Origin of the sequence: Pseudomonas sp. A-RE-22 (assembly GCF_019956035.1) — a bacterium.
GTDB classification, from domain to species: Bacteria; Pseudomonadota; Gammaproteobacteria; order Pseudomonadales; family Pseudomonadaceae; genus Aquipseudomonas; species Aquipseudomonas brassicacearum.
Map to the genome: position 1 here is coordinate 65,387 of NZ_JAHBCZ010000014.1, position 14,864 is coordinate 80,250.

The 14,864-nt window shown below is 58.8% G+C and carries 16 protein-coding genes; 11 read left to right on the forward strand and 5 right to left on the reverse strand.

The window, feature by feature from the left end; all coding sequences use genetic code 11:
- Positions 1 to 488 precede the first annotated feature (488 nt).
- The 3 genes from KGA89_RS09500 to KGA89_RS09510 all read left to right on the forward strand — a co-directional run bounded on the left by KGA89_RS09500 (position 489) and on the right by KGA89_RS09510 (position 2,054).
- Positions 489 to 1,202, forward strand: coding sequence for a helix-turn-helix transcriptional regulator (locus KGA89_RS09500; RefSeq protein WP_100264113.1), 714 nt, complete (start codon positions 489 to 491; stop codon positions 1,200 to 1,202).
- A 44-nt stretch (positions 1,203 to 1,246) separates the two neighbouring features.
- A complete protein-coding gene (locus KGA89_RS09505; protein WP_223471364.1) occupies positions 1,247 to 1,555 on the forward strand; it encodes an antibiotic biosynthesis monooxygenase family protein in 309 nt (102 codons plus the stop codon).
- Positions 1,556 to 1,784: 229 nt separating this feature from the next.
- Positions 1,785 to 2,054, forward strand: coding sequence for a YceK/YidQ family lipoprotein (locus KGA89_RS09510; RefSeq protein WP_100264111.1), 270 nt, complete (start codon positions 1,785 to 1,787; stop codon positions 2,052 to 2,054).
- A 121-nt stretch (positions 2,055 to 2,175) separates the two neighbouring features.
- Here the strand turns inward: KGA89_RS09510 and KGA89_RS09515 are convergent, their stop codons facing one another.
- A complete protein-coding gene (locus KGA89_RS09515) occupies positions 2,176 to 2,604 on the reverse strand; it encodes a DUF2628 domain-containing protein (RefSeq protein ID WP_003203778.1) in 429 nt (142 codons plus the stop codon).
- A gap of 237 nt (positions 2,605 to 2,841) precedes the next feature.
- Positions 2,842 to 3,756: a LysR family transcriptional regulator gene (locus KGA89_RS09520; protein WP_223471366.1), complete on the reverse strand. Its 915-nt coding sequence runs from the start codon at positions 3,754 to 3,756 to the stop codon at positions 2,842 to 2,844.
- A gap of 233 nt (positions 3,757 to 3,989) precedes the next feature.
- On the opposite strand from KGA89_RS09520, the gene KGA89_RS09525 reads away from it, so the two are divergent.
- The 3 genes from KGA89_RS09525 (at position 3,990) to KGA89_RS09535 (ending at position 5,863) form a co-directional block, all read left to right on the forward strand.
- Positions 3,990 to 4,754 carry a sulfite exporter TauE/SafE family protein gene (locus tag KGA89_RS09525; RefSeq protein ID WP_028236718.1) on the forward strand — a complete coding sequence of 255 codons (765 nt, stop codon included), beginning with the start codon at positions 3,990 to 3,992 and terminating at the stop codon, positions 4,752 to 4,754.
- A 93-nt stretch (positions 4,755 to 4,847) separates the two neighbouring features.
- The gene (locus KGA89_RS09530) at positions 4,848 to 5,558 is read left to right on the forward strand and encodes an AzlC family ABC transporter permease (RefSeq protein ID WP_223471368.1); all 711 of its coding nucleotides are present in this window, start codon (positions 4,848 to 4,850) and stop codon (positions 5,556 to 5,558) included.
- Positions 5,555 to 5,863, forward strand: coding sequence for an AzlD family protein (locus KGA89_RS09535; RefSeq protein WP_223471370.1), 309 nt, complete (start codon positions 5,555 to 5,557; stop codon positions 5,861 to 5,863). The genes KGA89_RS09530 and KGA89_RS09535 overlap by 4 nt, the downstream gene beginning before the upstream one ends.
- A gap of 53 nt (positions 5,864 to 5,916) precedes the next feature.
- On the opposite strand, the gene KGA89_RS09540 is transcribed toward KGA89_RS09535, so the two are convergent.
- Positions 5,917 to 6,123, reverse strand: a complete 207-nt coding sequence (locus tag KGA89_RS09540) for a hypothetical protein (protein WP_027912993.1) — start codon at positions 6,121 to 6,123, stop codon at positions 5,917 to 5,919.
- A 232-nt stretch (positions 6,124 to 6,355) separates the two neighbouring features.
- A complete protein-coding gene (locus KGA89_RS09545) occupies positions 6,356 to 7,567 on the reverse strand; it encodes an MFS transporter (RefSeq protein ID WP_223471371.1) in 1,212 nt (403 codons plus the stop codon).
- Positions 7,568 to 7,696: 129 nt separating this feature from the next.
- Here KGA89_RS09545 and KGA89_RS09550 point away from each other — a divergent pair, with 129 nt between their 5' ends.
- Positions 7,697 to 8,209, forward strand: coding sequence for an anti-virulence regulator CigR family protein (locus tag KGA89_RS09550; protein WP_223471373.1), 513 nt, complete (start codon positions 7,697 to 7,699; stop codon positions 8,207 to 8,209).
- 497 nt (positions 8,210 to 8,706) lie between these two features.
- On the opposite strand, the gene KGA89_RS09560 is transcribed toward KGA89_RS09550, so the two are convergent.
- Complete coding sequence (locus KGA89_RS09560) at positions 8,707 to 10,557, reverse strand: sigma-54-dependent Fis family transcriptional regulator (RefSeq protein WP_223471375.1); 1,851 nt, start codon at positions 10,555 to 10,557, stop codon at positions 8,707 to 8,709.
- 420 nt (positions 10,558 to 10,977) lie between these two features.
- On the opposite strand from KGA89_RS09560, the gene KGA89_RS09565 reads away from it, so the two are divergent.
- Genes KGA89_RS09565 through KGA89_RS09580 form a run of 4 tightly spaced genes read left to right on the forward strand, consistent with a single transcriptional unit; the run spans position 10,978 to position 14,855 of the window.
- Positions 10,978 to 12,072: an ABC transporter ATP-binding protein gene (locus KGA89_RS09565; RefSeq protein WP_003203764.1), complete on the forward strand. Its 1,095-nt coding sequence runs from the start codon at positions 10,978 to 10,980 to the stop codon at positions 12,070 to 12,072.
- Positions 12,072 to 13,181, forward strand: coding sequence for an ABC transporter ATP-binding protein (locus KGA89_RS09570; RefSeq protein ID WP_223471376.1), 1,110 nt, complete (start codon positions 12,072 to 12,074; stop codon positions 13,179 to 13,181). Before KGA89_RS09565 ends, KGA89_RS09570 begins: the two co-directional genes overlap by 1 nt.
- Positions 13,178 to 14,044 (forward strand): carbohydrate ABC transporter permease, encoded by an 867-nt coding sequence (locus tag KGA89_RS09575; RefSeq protein WP_003179834.1) that lies wholly within the window; start codon positions 13,178 to 13,180, stop codon positions 14,042 to 14,044. The genes KGA89_RS09570 and KGA89_RS09575 overlap by 4 nt, the downstream gene beginning before the upstream one ends.
- Positions 14,045 to 14,054: 10 nt before the next feature.
- Entirely contained in the window at positions 14,055 to 14,855 is an 801-nt protein-coding gene (locus KGA89_RS09580) for a carbohydrate ABC transporter permease (RefSeq protein ID WP_003203759.1), read from the forward strand.
- Positions 14,856 to 14,864: the final 9 nt, after the last annotated feature.

Below are 14,864 nucleotides of genomic sequence, written 5' to 3' on the forward strand. Positions count from 1 at the left end.
TAGACCGGGGGTTTATGCCGGGCTGAGGGTTGCCACGCAGGTTGTTGGCGACTACCCTGAAAATGTTTGGATTGTTACGAGAGATTTTAAGCGTGGCGATTTTCGGTCAACCCACTTACGGATGAGGTGAACACAATGTTTTCTCATGAGGGTGCTGCAATAGAGGTATTGCTCTTCATTTTTGGCTTTGCCGGGTTTGCCCTGGCACTGTGGTTCGTTCATGCCTATTTTGAGCGAAAGACTAGAACTGGTGTAAAAAAACAACATTCAGGTCGTTAAGGCAGTTGAGTTTCGGCTGATGTTTCTTCGTAGACGTCTGCCGAACCTGCCGTCAGGGTGGCCACGCTCAGGGTGAGGGAGTCCATCTATTGAGATGCACTCTCCCGTGGGGCAAACTCCTGTTGCTTCATTGGCCGATAACAGGAGTTTACGGATGCCATTTCCACTGATGGAACAGAATGCCTTGAACCCTCAGTTGAGCGCACAAGGTGCGTAAAGCTGATCGCTTATTTCAATTGGTGAATCTGATTCGTATCCATCAGCCAATCTCTGCTGAACGACTGGCGAGCCGAATTGGCGTTTCCGTTCGCTCGATCTATCGATACATCGATGACCTTTCCTTCAGTGGAATCCCAATCTATGGGACCACCGGTGTGGGATATGCCTTGGACGCCGACTTCGAGATGCCGCCTTTAACGTTGAACAGGCTCGAACTGGATGCATTGATGCTCGGGATGGAAATGCTTTCAGCCTCCGCCGATAACGATCTGAGTGCTGCTGCAAGGATGTTGTTGAGCAAAATCTCAGCGTCTCTGGTCCATCACAAGGTTGACCCCAGCACGGCAAAAATCAGGGCACTTGGAACAACACCTTCCTCCACGCGTGGTCATCTGGCAACGCTTCGCAATGCCATCGAAAACACTCAGGCGCTGAAAATAACGTATACCCGTTTGGACGGTGCGGTTTCGCAACGCCTCATTTGCCCCCTTGGTCTTTTCTACTGGGGAGGAAAGTGGACAGTTGGAAGCTGGTGTTGCACCAGAACGGCTTACCGCGATTTTCGGGTCGATCGCATCACCTCCATCGCTGTTGCCCAACAACCATCACCCAACAATCCTGCCCTTGACCTCCAAGCGTATATGAAGCACCAGGCAAGCCAGTGGAAAGCGATCACCGCTACTGACACTACGCTGTCAGTATGAGCCACTGATAATGGGGACTCCTTAACACGCAGAAGGTCATTCCCATGCAGCACTCGTCTCATGTACTCAAACTTGCCATTTTCAAGGTCAAGCAGGAATGCGTTGCGCAAATGCCTGGGCTCCGCGCAGGGCTTCGTGAAACATTAAAGAGCTTTCCTGGTTTGATCGAGTACCGTGCCTACTGCCCTATGAGCGACGATCGAGTCTTCGTGGACTTGGCCATGTGGGACAGTCTTGAGAACGCGCAAAAAGCGGCAAAGGCGTTCAACGATGGCGATCCGAGATTCTCTGGGTATATGCACGCCATTGAAAACCTGACGTTCCTGAGTCACCTCGTTCCAGAGATGAGTTGACCCTCGACGGACTGCCAGAGCGGACAAGAGACACCGATGCCCTTGCTGTCAGGCATCGGTGTCGTTACTTCCAGCGTAAGTATCCTCAGAGAGACTGACGTTCGGGTCGTTGTTTCTGACGGGAGTACGGCGCACTGATGCAAGACATGTAACTTATGTCGCCCGTTTCACAGGGCTTGGAGTAGAGTGCGGATCGCTCTTCTTCCGGTCCGTATTCGTGAGTGATCGCATGAAATTGTTCCTAGGCATATTGGCCGTTGTGCTGCTGGCAGGTTGTTCGACGCTCTCTGAAACCTTCGATGATCGTCCACGTTGTGGTCCCCATCCGTATTGCGGGACCTCCACCGATATTGAAGTGATCAAGGCCGCAACGGATGAAAACGCCGGAGTGTTTCGTGCCTTGGTGCCGTTGGCGTTGATTGACCTGCCATTCAGCTTGGTCACCGATACGCTATTGCTGCCGTATACCGTGTTTGCTGAAGAACCGACTCGGAACTAATCGGACCCGCCCGAAGACTTCGCAGGTCCGTAGGCTGGGTTATCCAGACTCCCACGACTCAGAAACAACAAGCCCGCACACTCATGATGAGGTGCGGGCTCTTGATGACCCAAGCCTGCAATCAGAGACGCATGCCTTTGAACGGGTTCCAGCCTTGCTCACCTTTCACTTCCTTGAGGTAGTAGGCGTAGTTGGCCATGAGTGCGTACATCATCGACAGGGCGATGCTCAGGCCTGTACTCAACGGCCGAGGAAACTCCATGCCGAGGATTGCGAAAATCACGCTCAATGCGATATTGATCGCCAGGAAAATACCCAGCAGGGCGAGGTTTTTCTTCCAGAGGCCGAGGACGAACAGGTAGATAGGGCCGAAGAAAAATGCAATCACGTTGGCATTGATGAGGATTTTCTTCTTGACGCCTGGCAGCGTCTTGACGGCTTCCTTGTAGCGCGGGTCGTTTGGTGCACCATAGGTTTCAAAGAAGTCAAAGCGTTCCTGCCACTTGGCGCTGTATTTACCCGTGCTTTGTACTTGTTCAGTTGTGCTCATTTTGCAAGGCTCCTGCTTTCCATTAGTAATTTTTCTTTCTTCCAAGAAATCCTGTGCTCTGTTTCTAGCGCATTGATTGCTTTGATCTTTGACGAAGGGCGCGAGTGAGTCGCCTGAGGTATTTATTTTGCCGTTTTATGGCCGTTGGTGTGGAACATTCCGCACTGGCCACTTGAGCGGTCGCCTGGTCTGTGACGTGCTTCACTCTATTTTTTCAACGGGGGCGCCGGCCGACCTTCAGGAGCGGCTGACGCTGTCTCCGTAGACACGGATCATGTCCAGCAGGTTTTTGACCCGCAACGGCAGGTTGCCGGCTGGATAGACCGCATGCATGCGCGGGTCTTTACCTGTGCTGGAGGTCAGCTTGTACTCGGGGAACACCCGCGCCAGGCGTCCCGCCGCCACTTCCGGCTCCGCCAGCCAGTCGGCCAGGCGGGCAATCCCGGCACCGGCCAGCGCAGCCTGGAACACCGCCGCGCCGGAACTGAAGCGAAACTTGGGGTGCACGCGAAAGCTGCCGGCCTGGCCCAGCCCACGAAAATTCCATTCCTTGAGAATCCGCGGTGCCGTGTGCAGGATCAATGCGTGCTGTTCCAGCGCCTCGATGGAAGCCGGCAGCCCGCATCGTTCCAGGTAGCCAGGGCTGGCGTAGAGGTAGCGCGAATAGCTCCACAGCGGGTAGCCGATCAGGTCGCTGGATTGTGGAAAGGCGCCGCGAATCGAAAAGTCCAGCTTGCCCTTGACCGGATCGACCGCCGCATCGGTGAAGATCACATCCACGCTGACATCGGGATAACGCTGGCTGTACTGGGCGATCAACCCGGGGATCACCGTGTGGGCGAAGGATTGCGGTGCGGAAAAGCGGATCCAGCCGGTGGCCAGGCCGCTGAGCCCGGCCAGGTCCTCGTCCGCCTCACGTTGCAGATCGAGCATTCTGTAGGCGTGGGGCAGTAGCCGCTCGCCGGCCTCGGTCAGCGTCACGGCATTGGCCGAGCGATTGAACAGCTTGACCCCGCTGCGTTCTTCCAGCCCTTGAATGGCGCGGGTCAGCGAGCTGGGGGAGCGCCCCAGGCTGCGGGCTGCGACGACAAAGCTGCGCTTGCGGGCCACCGTCGCAAAGGCTTCAAGATCAGCCAACATATCCAGCGCCACCGGCTACCTCATTGCACTTTTCACAATATGACATTGCAACACAAAAAAGCCCTTTCCGTTAGCCTTCCCGCTCTCAGCACAAGGACGTAGCTAAACAGGAGCGATGGATATGTCGACGCTGGATGAAACACTCAGAAAAGCAACCGCTCTTGCGGGTGAAGCGACCCACGAATGGCGGGTGCCAAAAGCCCCCCTCTCGACCACCCACCCCTTTATTGCCAGAGCCTGATTCAATGTTCGATATCGTCCTGCTATGTGTCTTCGCCTTCGCCGCCGGCCTGATCGATGCGGCCGTCGGCGGCGGCGGCCTGATCCAGATCCCGGCACTGTTCAATGTGTTGCCCAGCGCCCAGCCCGCAGCGCTGCTCGGCACCAACAAGGTCGCGGCGGCCTGCGGCACGGCCTTTGCTGCGCGCTCGTTCGTGCGCAAGGTGGTGATCGACTGGAGCCTGGTGGTTCCTGCCGCTGGCGCGGCCTTTGTCATGGCCTTCGCTGGCGCGGCGACGGTATCGATCGTGCCGCAGGCACTGATGCGCCCGGCGGTGTTGGTGCTAATCATATTGATGGCGATCTACACCTTCTGGAAAAAGGACTTCGGCAGCCTGCACAAGCCCATGCGCATCGGCACCAAGGAGAAGCTGCTGGCGGTACTGATCGGTGGCGCCATCGGTTTCTACGACGGTTTGTTCGGACCGGGCACCGGCAGCTTCCTGATCTTCCTGTTCATTCGCTGTTTCGCCTTCGACTTCCTGCACGCCTCGGCGTCGGCCAAGCTGGTGAATATCGCCACCAATGTCGCGGCGCTGCTGTTCTTTATCCCGAGCGGCAACGTGCTCTACTTGGTAGCGCTGCCGATGGCGCTGTTCAATATCTTTGGCGCGCTGACCGGCACCTGGCTGGCGGTGCGCAAGGGAGTGCCCTTTGTTCGCGCGCTGTTCCTGGTGCTGCTGGTGATCCTGATCAGCAAGCTGTCCTATGACCTGATCTCGGCGGGTTGAGTTGCCCATTGCCCCGCCAAAAAGTGTTCGGCAAGCAGATTCAGCCCCATACTCTCGGTTTTTGCCCCGCAGATATTCAGAAGAGGCCCTGTTTTGTCGAATGTTGAACCCCACCTGCACGCGCTGACGTTGAATCACATCTACGACGGTTTCAAACAGCTGATCCCCATCTCTCTTTTCGTCGTCGTGTTCGGCGTTGCTTTCGGCCTGGCGGCTGCGCAAACGGGCTTGAGTGATACGTCAGCGGTGCTCATGAGCGCGCTGGTTTTTGCCGGCGCTTCTCAATTTGCCGCGCTGGACCTATGGGGCCAGCAAGTGCCGGTCGTTCCGCTGATGATCACCGTCTTCGCCATCAACGCCCGGCACTTATTGATGGGCGCGACGCTTTACCCGTGGCTGCGGGAGCTGCCCGTTGCCAAGCGCTACGGTGTCATGCTGGTTGTTTCGGACGCCAACTGGGCCATGGCGATGCAGGCGTTCAGTCGTGGCAAGCCGGGGCTCGGGCTTTTATTCGGCGGCGGCATTGCACTCTGGGTCGCGTGGATCCTGGGCAGTTGGCTGGGGCTTCATTTTGGCAGCGCCATTGAGAACCCGGTCAGTTTCGGGCTCGATATGGTGATGGGCTGTTTCTTGTTGGCGATGGTCGTCGGCGGGAAGAAAAACCTGCGCATGTTCATCATCTGGACCGTGGCGGCCTGCTCATCGCTGTTGGCTTACTGGTACTTGCCGGCGAACAGTCATGTCGTGGTCGGCGCTTTGGCGGGGGGCATTCTGGGCGCGCTGTGGATGGAGAAAAAACAATGAGCATTGAAACGGCGGGTTACGGCACCCTGGTTGTCATATTGATAATGGCCGCGGTGACGTTGGCGACTCGGTGGGGCGGTGTTTTCGTGATGTCGTTCGTGTCGATCAACTATAGGGTGCAGCAGTTCATCACGGCCATGTCCGGTTCGGTATTGGTGGCGGTGTTGGCTCCGCTGGCGGTTAAAGGTGACAACGGCGCACGCCTGGCTTTGCTGACCACGGCAATCGTCATGCTGACACTGAAAAAACCGCTGCCGGCAATTGGGGCCGGCATACTTGCAGCTGCTTTAGCCAGGCAGTTCTGAAAGGTCGAGTCGCCCGCGAACAAGCGAGCGACGAAACCCCATCAACACCCAGGTCAAAAACTCAGCGCCGCCGCTTCCCCAAACGAGTGATCCTGTACACCCGTCATGAAGTGCAGCGACATCTCCTGTGGCGCCTCGATGGGTGGAATTTCAAAACTCCCCACCACCTGACCCTGAAGCGCACTCAGCCGCATCGACTCTTCTTCCTTTAACTTTGCCATTCTCGCGTGATTCGCTGCGATTTCGTTGAGAGTTGACACGGTACATCTCCGTTTGCTGACCAAGCATTGATTAATTTGCCGCCGCGTCAGAATTACGTCGTTCTTGGCTGCTGAGACAGGCCAGTGCAAACCCTGAGCCAGACGTGGCCGCCTGTTGGCCCCGACACTCGACAGGTGACGAATGGCGGGCAGGCGTGCATTGACGTCGGCAACGTTGCAACCATGCCTCAACAATAAGTCACTGATAATACAATCCGCCCCCCCGATAGGGTCAGTCGGTCTCGGCGTTGTAGACGCTTGATCGGTATGTCGAATGCCTGTGCAGCACAACCACTGCGGCTCCGATCAGACTGGTGGCAACCGCCAGCAGCAGAATCACCTGCTGCGTTCCAACCGGCGCGGCCAGTACCGCGACCAGCAGGCCCGCGAGCGGTTGCGACAGGTTGTTGAGCAGTGTGATGACGCCGACGGTCTTGCCGAAGTCCTGGGGCGGAATGACTTGCTGGCGGAGGGTACGGAAGTAGACGTTGAACATTTTGTCGAAACCGACAATCAGCAAGAAACCGACGACGTAGCCCCCTGTGTTCGGGCTGAGGGCGGTGATGAAGGCGCCGACGGCAATCAGCGTGTAGGAGAGGGCACCCAGTAGTTTCAAGGGCAAGGTGACCCGAGCCAGGAGAAACAGGATGAGGATGGTGGTGACGGCACCGGCTGCCTGTAAGCCTGCGTAGTCATCCTTGCCGGCGCCGTAATGGCCGATGACCATGGCCGCCGAGGTGGCGAGGGTGACGCCGATGATCAGGTTGACGCCCACTGCCAGGCTGATGATCTTTTTCAGTTCCGCCAGGTTGCGAATGTGGCCTAAGGCAATGCGCAGCGGGTTCAGCCAGAGGTCGTGATGCTGCTCGAAGGTTTCCAGGGTGACCGAACTGATGCGTTGCCAGTACAGCATCGCCAGGTCCGCCAGCAGGAACAGCCCGGCAATCGCCAGCACCACCCAGTGCCACGCCCACACCTCAAGCAGCAGCGCAGCGATCAGCGGGCCCAGTACCAAACCGGTCTGGTCGGCGATTTGCGAGTAGGACAGGGTCTTGGTGTAGGTGTAGTGCTTGAAGATGTACGGCATCACCACTTCGCGGGCCATGATGCCCTGCGTGGTCAGCACGCCGCACAGGGCCGAGAGCGCGACGATCCAATAGATACCGCCGAAGACACCATGGAGCACGACCGTCACCCCGCAGGCGACGGCGCGATAGACCTGGCTGATGTGCAGGATGCGAATCGGCGAAAACTTGTCGCACAGCGCGCCGCAGATCGGGAACGCCAGGTAGCGTGGCAAGGACTCGACGAAAAAGGCCAGGCCTGCCCAGGCGACGCTGTTGGTGGTCTGGAAAACAATCAGCGGGACGATGAACAGCAAAATCTGGTCGGCCAACCGGGAGAGGAACATCGAGACGAAAAAAGCCAGGTAATCCTTGCGCATGAAACTCCTTGATTGCTGTGTTCAGGTGTTATCCGGTCCAGGCAAACGGCGCTCAGCGTGATATGGAACTAATATCATCGTTAGTCTCTATATCTTTACAGGGGTCATCCCTTTTTTGAGAGAACTGCCATGTTCAAATCGCGCTCGTTGATTGCTGCAGTGACCTGTTTCGCCCTGGCGGCTGGCCCTGGCATTGTTGTCGCGGACCCGGGCAACGGCAAGGGAAATGCTCAATTCGATCAAGGTCCTGGCCACGGACAGGGAGGCAAAGGCGGGCAAGGCAACAAGGGCGGTCAAGGAAATCCCGGTAACAAGGGTAACCAGGGCGGCAAAGGCAACCAAGGTGGTGGCGGCGGTGATTGGCATAACGGCCCGAGCCTCGACCGCGGCGGCATCCTCGGTGTGATTGGCGGATATCGCGATTACTGGAGCCCCGGCCCGGCGCTGCCGCCAGGCATCCAGAAAAATCTTGCACGAGGCAAGCCGTTGCCACCCGGTATCGCCAAAAAGCTCGATGGGCGACTGCTGGGGCGGTTGCCGCACTATGACGGTTATGAGTGGCAACAGGTCGGCACGGACCTGATCCTGGTGGCGATCGCCACTGGCATCATCTATGAAGTGCTCAATGGCGCGTTCGACTAAGTCGGAGTAATGCCAATCAGTTAAGCAAAACGCCTGTGGGAGCGAGCCTGCCCGCGAAAACGGTGGGTCATTCAACATTGATGTTGGCCGACTCGACGCCTTCGCGAGCAAGCTCGCTCCCACAATTTTTTCCGAGTTGTTCTCGGGTATCACACTCAGCACAAATCCCCTGTGGGAGCGAGTATGACCGGGAGAGCCAGGCCGGCCGCAAGGCCGCCTCGCGAGCAAGCTTTGCTCCCACAGATCTGACGGGTGTACAACTGGGAGAGTCAGGCCGGCTGTTAGGCCGCCTCGCAGTGGACGTTGATCTCGGGCATGCCGAGCCTAAGCGAGGCACCAAGTGGTGGGGCAAAGCGTTTTTGGTTTCTTTTGGCTGGTCCGGCTCCCGGCTTTTCCAAAAGTGACCCGCCGTCAGGGCGGAACCCTAAGTTGCCGTTACCGCAGCAACGGATATGTACTCAATCAACAAGAGCCAGCCCACTCCCACAGGTTTCGTATCAGCTTTCCAGTTGCCGCAAGCGTTTGTACAGGGTATTGCGGCTGACTCCCAGCCGTCGCGCCAGGTGTGAAATATTCCCGCCCACGGCCTGCAACTGACGGTTCAGGTCCTCGGCATCGTTCAGGTCCACCGTCATCGGCTCAGGCGTTTCCACCGGCTCCATTTCAAGATCGACAAAGAAGTCGTCGGGCAGATGTTCCGGACGGATCGGCTGTTCCTCGGCCATCGCCAGGGCCACTTGCAACACGCTGCTGACCTGCCGCAGGTTGCCCGGCCATGGATGGCGCTCGAACAGGTCCAGTACCTCGCGGCTCAGGCCGGCCCATTGGGTCGGTTCGCGGTGGTGTTCCCAAAGGCGTTTGAACAGGGCCTGTTTGTCGCTGCGTTCGCGCAGCGGTGGCAGCTCCAGGGTCAGGCCGCCGATGCGGTAGTACAAGTCTTCGCGAAACCGCCCCAGTTGCACCTGTTCACGCAGCGAGCGGTTGGTGGCAGAGATGATGCGGATGTCCACCGGGAACAGCTCCGCGCTGCCCACCGGCTGTACGCAACGTTCCTGCAAGACTCGCAGCAGCCGGGCCTGGGTCGGCAGGGGCATATCGCCGATCTCGTCGAGGAACAGCGTGCCCCGGTCGGCCTTGCGGATCAGGCCGATGCTGCCTTTCTGATTGGCGCCGGTGAAGGCGCCTTTTTCATAACCGAACAATTCCGATTCCACCAACTCGGCGGGGATCGCTGCGCAGTTGACGGCAATGAACGGCTGTTTGCAGCGCGAACTGGCCTGGTGCAGGGCTTTGACGAAGACTTCCTTGCCAACGCCGGTCTCGCCGTGGATCAGCAGCGGAATGTCCTTCTCCAGCAAGCGCTCGGCCTGGCGCACGGCTTTCTCCACGCGGCTGTCACCGAAGTGCAGGGTGTTGAGGCTGATGACATGGGAGGCAGGAGCCGAGGCCGGCGTGGGCGCGGGCTCGGTGAACACGCGAGCCTTGATCGACACCTGGCTCGGGCGCCTGAGCAAGCACTGGAAACGATTGCTGCCGGACGCTTGCAGGGCGAACGGCAGGCCGTCGGGCTGGTTCAGCAGTTCCAGCAGCGAGACCTTGAACAGGCTTTCGATGCTGACCCGCGACAGGCTCAGGCCCAGCAGGTTGTCGGCCCGACGGTTGGCGGACAGGACCTGGCCGCTCTCATCGAAGATCAGCAGCCCGGCCCATTGGCTGTCGAGATTGTTCAGGCCGGTGTTGAAGGTCAGTTGGAAGTGTTCACCGCGAAACAGGTTGAGGATCAGCCGGTTCTCCACGGTCTGGCTCATCATCTTGACCATGCCCAGGGTATGGGAGGGCGGCAGGTAGCTGTCACTGGAGACGTCCAGCACGGCGATGACCTTGCGCTCGGCATCGAAGATCGGCGCGGCGGAGCCGGTCATGAAGCGATTGGCCTTGAGGAAGTGTTCATCGTGCTCGATGTGCACCGCCTGTTCGCAGGCCAGCGCGGTGCCGATGGCGTTGGTGCCTGTGCAGCGCTCCATCCAGCTCGCCCCGGCGCTGAAGCCATGGGCCAGTTTCGGTTCGATGAAGCGCTGGGTGCCCCAGGAGGTCAGCACTTGGCCCTGGTTGTCGGCCAGCATGATCAGGCAGTTGGAGTTGCTCAGGATGTTTTCGTAGTACGGCAGGACTTCCTGGTGAGTGGTCTGCACCAGTGAATGCTGGCTCTCCAGCAACTGGGCGATGCCTTGGGCGGGCAACTGGTCGAAGGCCGGCACGCTTTGATGGTTCAGGCCGAAGGCGCGGCAACGGGACCAGGAGGCCTGGATGATTGCCTCGTGAGACAAGGCTGGAGCAGGTGCGGCCATGGGGCACTCTCGCAGGAGCTGTTTTTATTGTTGTGGCAAGTCTCGCACAGACTCCTTGTGCTGGGGCAGGCCTGAATACCACTTCATACACAAACCCTTGTGGGAGCGAGCTTGCTCGCGATAGCGGTGGATCAGCAGTATTGATGTGGCTGACACACCGCTATCGCGAGCAAGCTCGCTCCCACAGAGGGCATGGCCAGGCTAGCCGAAAACGTTCTTTCAGTGTTGTTCAAAATTGTTCATTGTCAACCCAGGCGTTGTTCAGTTGTTCATTCATGGCTGTTCACTTGTGTTCATCAACGAACGTCTTTTTCCTACGGATAAATAGAAATTTTAAACAGATCAAGGGGTTGTGATTTCTGGCACGGCTTTCGCTTTCTAACTCGGGTCGCTTGACTCCAATAATAAAAAGGCCGAGCCATGTCATTAAAGCTTGAGCACATCTGTCGCACCGTCGAAGGCCAGACCTGGATCGACGATGCCAATCTGAGTTTCGAACCCGGATCCTTCAACGTTTTGCTGGGCCGTACATTGTCCGGCAAGACCAGCCTCATGCGCCTGATGGCCGGGCTGGACAAGCCCGACAGCGGCCGCATCCTGATGAACGGCGTCGACGTCACCAAGCGCCCGGTGCGGCTGCGCAACGTGTCGATGGTCTATCAGCAGTTCATCAACTACCCGACCATGACCGTTTTCGAAAACATCGCCTCGCCGCTGCGCCAGGCCGGTGTGTCCAACGAGGTGATCCAGAGCAAGGTGCTGGAAACCGCCAGGATGCTGCGCATCGAGAAATTCCTGCAGCGTCATCCGCTGGAGTTGTCCGGTGGCCAGCAGCAGCGCACCGCCATGGCCCGGGCCTTGGTCAAGGACGCGGAGCTGATTCTGTTCGACGAGCCGCTGGTGAACCTGGACTACAAGCTGCGTGAAGAGCTTCGCCAGGAAATGCGCGAATTGTTCCAGGCCCGCCACACCATCGCCGTCTACGCCACCACCGAGCCCAACGAGGCGTTGGCCCTGGGTGGCACCACCACGATCCTGCATGAGGGCCGGGTGATCCAGAGCGGCAAATCGTCCTCTGTGTATCACCAGCCGCAAACCGTGCTGGCCGCCGAATTGTTCTCCGAACCCCCGATCAACCTCATGCCGGGACGCATCGCCGGCAACGAGGTGAGCTTCGCCAATTTCGTGCACTTCCCGCTGAACGTCGACCTGCGCCCGGTGGGCGAGGGTGAGTTCCGTTTTGGCGTGCGCCCCAGCCACATTTCCCTGGTGCCGAGCAACGACGACGACCTCGAACTGGCCGTGACCGTCGAGGTGGCCGAGATCAGTGGCTCGGAGACCTTCCTGCACGTGCGCAACGAGCATTTCCTGCTGGTGTTGCACTTGCCAGGGGTGCATGAGTACGACGTGGATGCGCCGATTCGCATCTACATTCCGACCCATAAACTGTTTGTCTTCGACGCCCAGGGCAAGCTGGTCCAAGCCCCAGGGCAGCGTATCGCGAGGGTTGCCTGATGGCCGAAATTCGTTTGCAGAACCTCGCCCACAGCTACACCAGCACGCCGGCGGGCCCCGAGGATTATGCGATCCGCGAGATGAACCACATCTGGGAGCAGGGTGGCGCCTATGCACTGCTCGGGCCTTCGGGCTGCGGCAAGTCCACGTTGCTCAACATCATTTCCGGACTGCTCAGCCCTTCCGAAGGGCAGGTGATGTTCGACAGCAAGATCGTCAACGAGCTGACCCCGGAACGGCGCAACATTGCCCAGGTGTTCCAGTTCCCGGTGGTGTACGACACCATGACCGTATTCGACAACCTGGCATTCCCGCTGCGCAACCAGGGCATGGCCGAGGCGAGGATCCACACCAAGGTGCAGGAAATCGCCGAGGTCCTGGACCTGCAGAACCTGTTGGATAAAAAGGCCCGCAACCTCACCGCCGACGAAAAACAGAAAGTCTCCATGGGCCGCGGGCTGGTGCGCGACGATGTGTCGGCGATCCTGTTCGACGAGCCGCTGACGGTGATCGACCCGCACCTGAAATGGAAACTGCGGCGCAAGCTCAAGCAGATCCACGAGCAGTTCAACATCACCATGGTCTACGTCACCCACGACCAGTTGGAGGCCTCGACGTTCGCCGACAAGATCGCCGTGATGTACGGCGGCCAGATCGTGCAATTCGGCACGCCCCGGGACTTGTTCGAGCGCCCCAGCCACACCTTTGTCGGCTACTTCATCGGCAGCCCGGGGATGAACCTGATCGAGGTCACGGCACAGCCCGGTGGCGTCGGTTTCGCCTCGACGCACTTGCCTTTGTCCGAAACCTTGCAACGTCGGGTCGCCGAAGCCGAGGGCAAAAGCCTGAAGGTCGGTATCCGTCCCGAGTTCGTGCATGTCTGGGACGGCCCTTACGACGATGCGATGCGCGCTGACGTGGTCCACGTCGAAGACCTGGGCACCTACAAGATCCTGACCCTCAACCTCGATGGCGTACCGCTGAAAGTGCGCCTGGCCGAAGACAAGCCTGTGCCCGAAGGCACCGCGTACATCAGTTTTCCGGGCCAATGGCTGATGGTCTATGCCGATGAATACCTGCTGGAACCGTTGAGTGAGGTGCAGCCATGAACAAGGTGCAGAACAACAAGGCCTGGTGGCTGGTATTGCCGGTGTTCCTGCTGGTGGCCTTCAGTGCCGTGATCCCGATGATGACCGTGGTCAACTATTCGGTGCAGGACATCTTCGACCAGTCCAGCCGCTACTTCGTCGGCGCCGACTGGTACAAGCAGGTGCTGCTCGATCCACGGCTGCACGATTCGCTGCTGCGCCAGTTCATTTACTCGGCGTGCGTGCTGCTGATCGAAATCCCCCTGGGCATCGCCATCGCCCTGACCATGCCGACCAAGGGCAAATGGTCGTCCCTGGTGTTGATCATCCTGGCGATCCCGCTGCTGATTCCCTGGAACGTGGTAGGCACCATCTGGCAGATTTTCGGCCGCGCCGACATCGGCTTGCTGGGCTCCACCCTCAATGGCCTGGGCATCAACTACAACTATGCGGCCAACACCATGGACGCCTGGGTCACCGTGTTGGTGATGGACGTCTGGCACTGGACTTCGTTGGTAGCGCTGTTGTGCTACTCGGGGCTGCGGGCGATTCCGGACGTGTACTACCAGGCCGCGCGGATCGACCGGGCTTCCAGCTGGGCGGTGTTCCGGCACATCCAGTTGCCGAAGATGAAGAGTGTGCTGCTGATCGCCGTGATGCTGCGCTTCATGGACAGTTTCATGATCTACACCGAGCCGTTCGTACTCACTGGCGGCGGGCCGGGCAACGCCACCACGTTCCTCAGCCAGACCCTGACGCAGATGGCTATCGGCCAATTCGACCTGGGCCCGGCGGCGGCGTTTTCCCTGGTGTACTTCCTGATCATTCTGTTGGTGTCCTGGCTGTTCTACACCGCCATGACGCATTCCGACGCCAACCGTTGAGGCCCGCACGATGAGCAAGAGAAAGCTGATACCCCTGCTGATCTACATCCTGTTCCTGCTGGTGCCCATCTACTGGCTGCTGAACATGTCGTTCAAGAGCAACACCGAGATCCTTGGCAGCCTGACTTTGTGGCCGCAGGATTTCACGTTCCACAACTACAAGGTGATCTTCACCGACCCGAGCTGGTACACCGGTTACCTCAACTCGCTGTACTACGTGAGCCTGAACACGGTGATTTCCCTGTGCGTCGCGTTGCCGGCGGCCTATGCGTTTTCCCGTTACCGGTTCCTGGGGGACAAGCACCTGTTCTTCTGGCTGCTGACCAACCGCATGGCCCCACCGGCGGTGTTCCTGCTGCCGTTCTTCCAGCTGTATTCGTCCATCGGGTTGTTCGACACCCATATCGCCGTGGCCCTGGCCCACTGCCTGTTCAACGTGCCGCTGGCGGTGTGGATCCTCGAAGGGTTCATGTCCGGGGTGCCGAAAGAAATTGACGAGACCGCCTACATTGACGGCTACAGTTTCCCCAAGTTCTTCACCAAGATATTCATTCCGTTGATCGGCTCCGGCATCGGTGTCACGGCATTCTTCTGCTTCATGTTTTCCTGGGTCGAGCTGTTGCTGGCCCGGACGTTGACCTCGGTGAATGCCAAGCCGATCGCGGCGGTCATGACCCGTACGGTGTCGGCGTCCGGTATCGACTGGGGCGTGCTGGCGGCGGCGGGGGTGTTGACCATCCTGCCGGGCATGCTGGTGATCTGGTTCGTTCGCAACCACGTGGCCAAGGGCTTCGCCCTGGGCCGAGTCTGAGGAGTCGAT

Excerpts from the sequence above, each read along its gene's own strand:
- KGA89_RS09505 (WP_223471364.1), top strand. The coding sequence starts at position 1,247 with ATGCAGCACTCGTCTCATGTACTCAAACTTGCCATTTTCAAGGTCAAG.
- KGA89_RS09510 (WP_100264111.1), top strand. The coding sequence starts at position 1,785 with ATGAAATTGTTCCTAGGCATATTGGCCGTTGTGCTGCTGGCAGGTTGT.
- KGA89_RS09515 (WP_003203778.1), bottom strand. The coding sequence starts at position 2,604 with ATGAGCACAACTGAACAAGTACAAAGCACGGGTAAATACAGCGCCAAG.
- KGA89_RS09525 (WP_028236718.1), top strand. The coding sequence starts at position 3,990 with ATGTTCGATATCGTCCTGCTATGTGTCTTCGCCTTCGCCGCCGGCCTG.
- KGA89_RS09535 (WP_223471370.1), top strand. The coding sequence starts at position 5,555 with ATGAGCATTGAAACGGCGGGTTACGGCACCCTGGTTGTCATATTGATA.
- KGA89_RS09545 (WP_223471371.1), bottom strand. The coding sequence starts at position 7,567 with ATGCGCAAGGATTACCTGGCTTTTTTCGTCTCGATGTTCCTCTCCCGG.
- KGA89_RS09550 (WP_223471373.1), top strand. The coding sequence starts at position 7,697 with ATGTTCAAATCGCGCTCGTTGATTGCTGCAGTGACCTGTTTCGCCCTG.
- KGA89_RS09560 (WP_223471375.1), bottom strand. The coding sequence starts at position 10,557 with ATGGCCGCACCTGCTCCAGCCTTGTCTCACGAGGCAATCATCCAGGCC.
- KGA89_RS09565 (WP_003203764.1), top strand. The coding sequence starts at position 10,978 with ATGTCATTAAAGCTTGAGCACATCTGTCGCACCGTCGAAGGCCAGACC.
- KGA89_RS09570 (WP_223471376.1), top strand. The coding sequence starts at position 12,072 with ATGGCCGAAATTCGTTTGCAGAACCTCGCCCACAGCTACACCAGCACG.
- KGA89_RS09575 (WP_003179834.1), top strand. The coding sequence starts at position 13,178 with ATGAACAAGGTGCAGAACAACAAGGCCTGGTGGCTGGTATTGCCGGTG.
- KGA89_RS09580 (WP_003203759.1), top strand. The coding sequence starts at position 14,055 with ATGAGCAAGAGAAAGCTGATACCCCTGCTGATCTACATCCTGTTCCTG.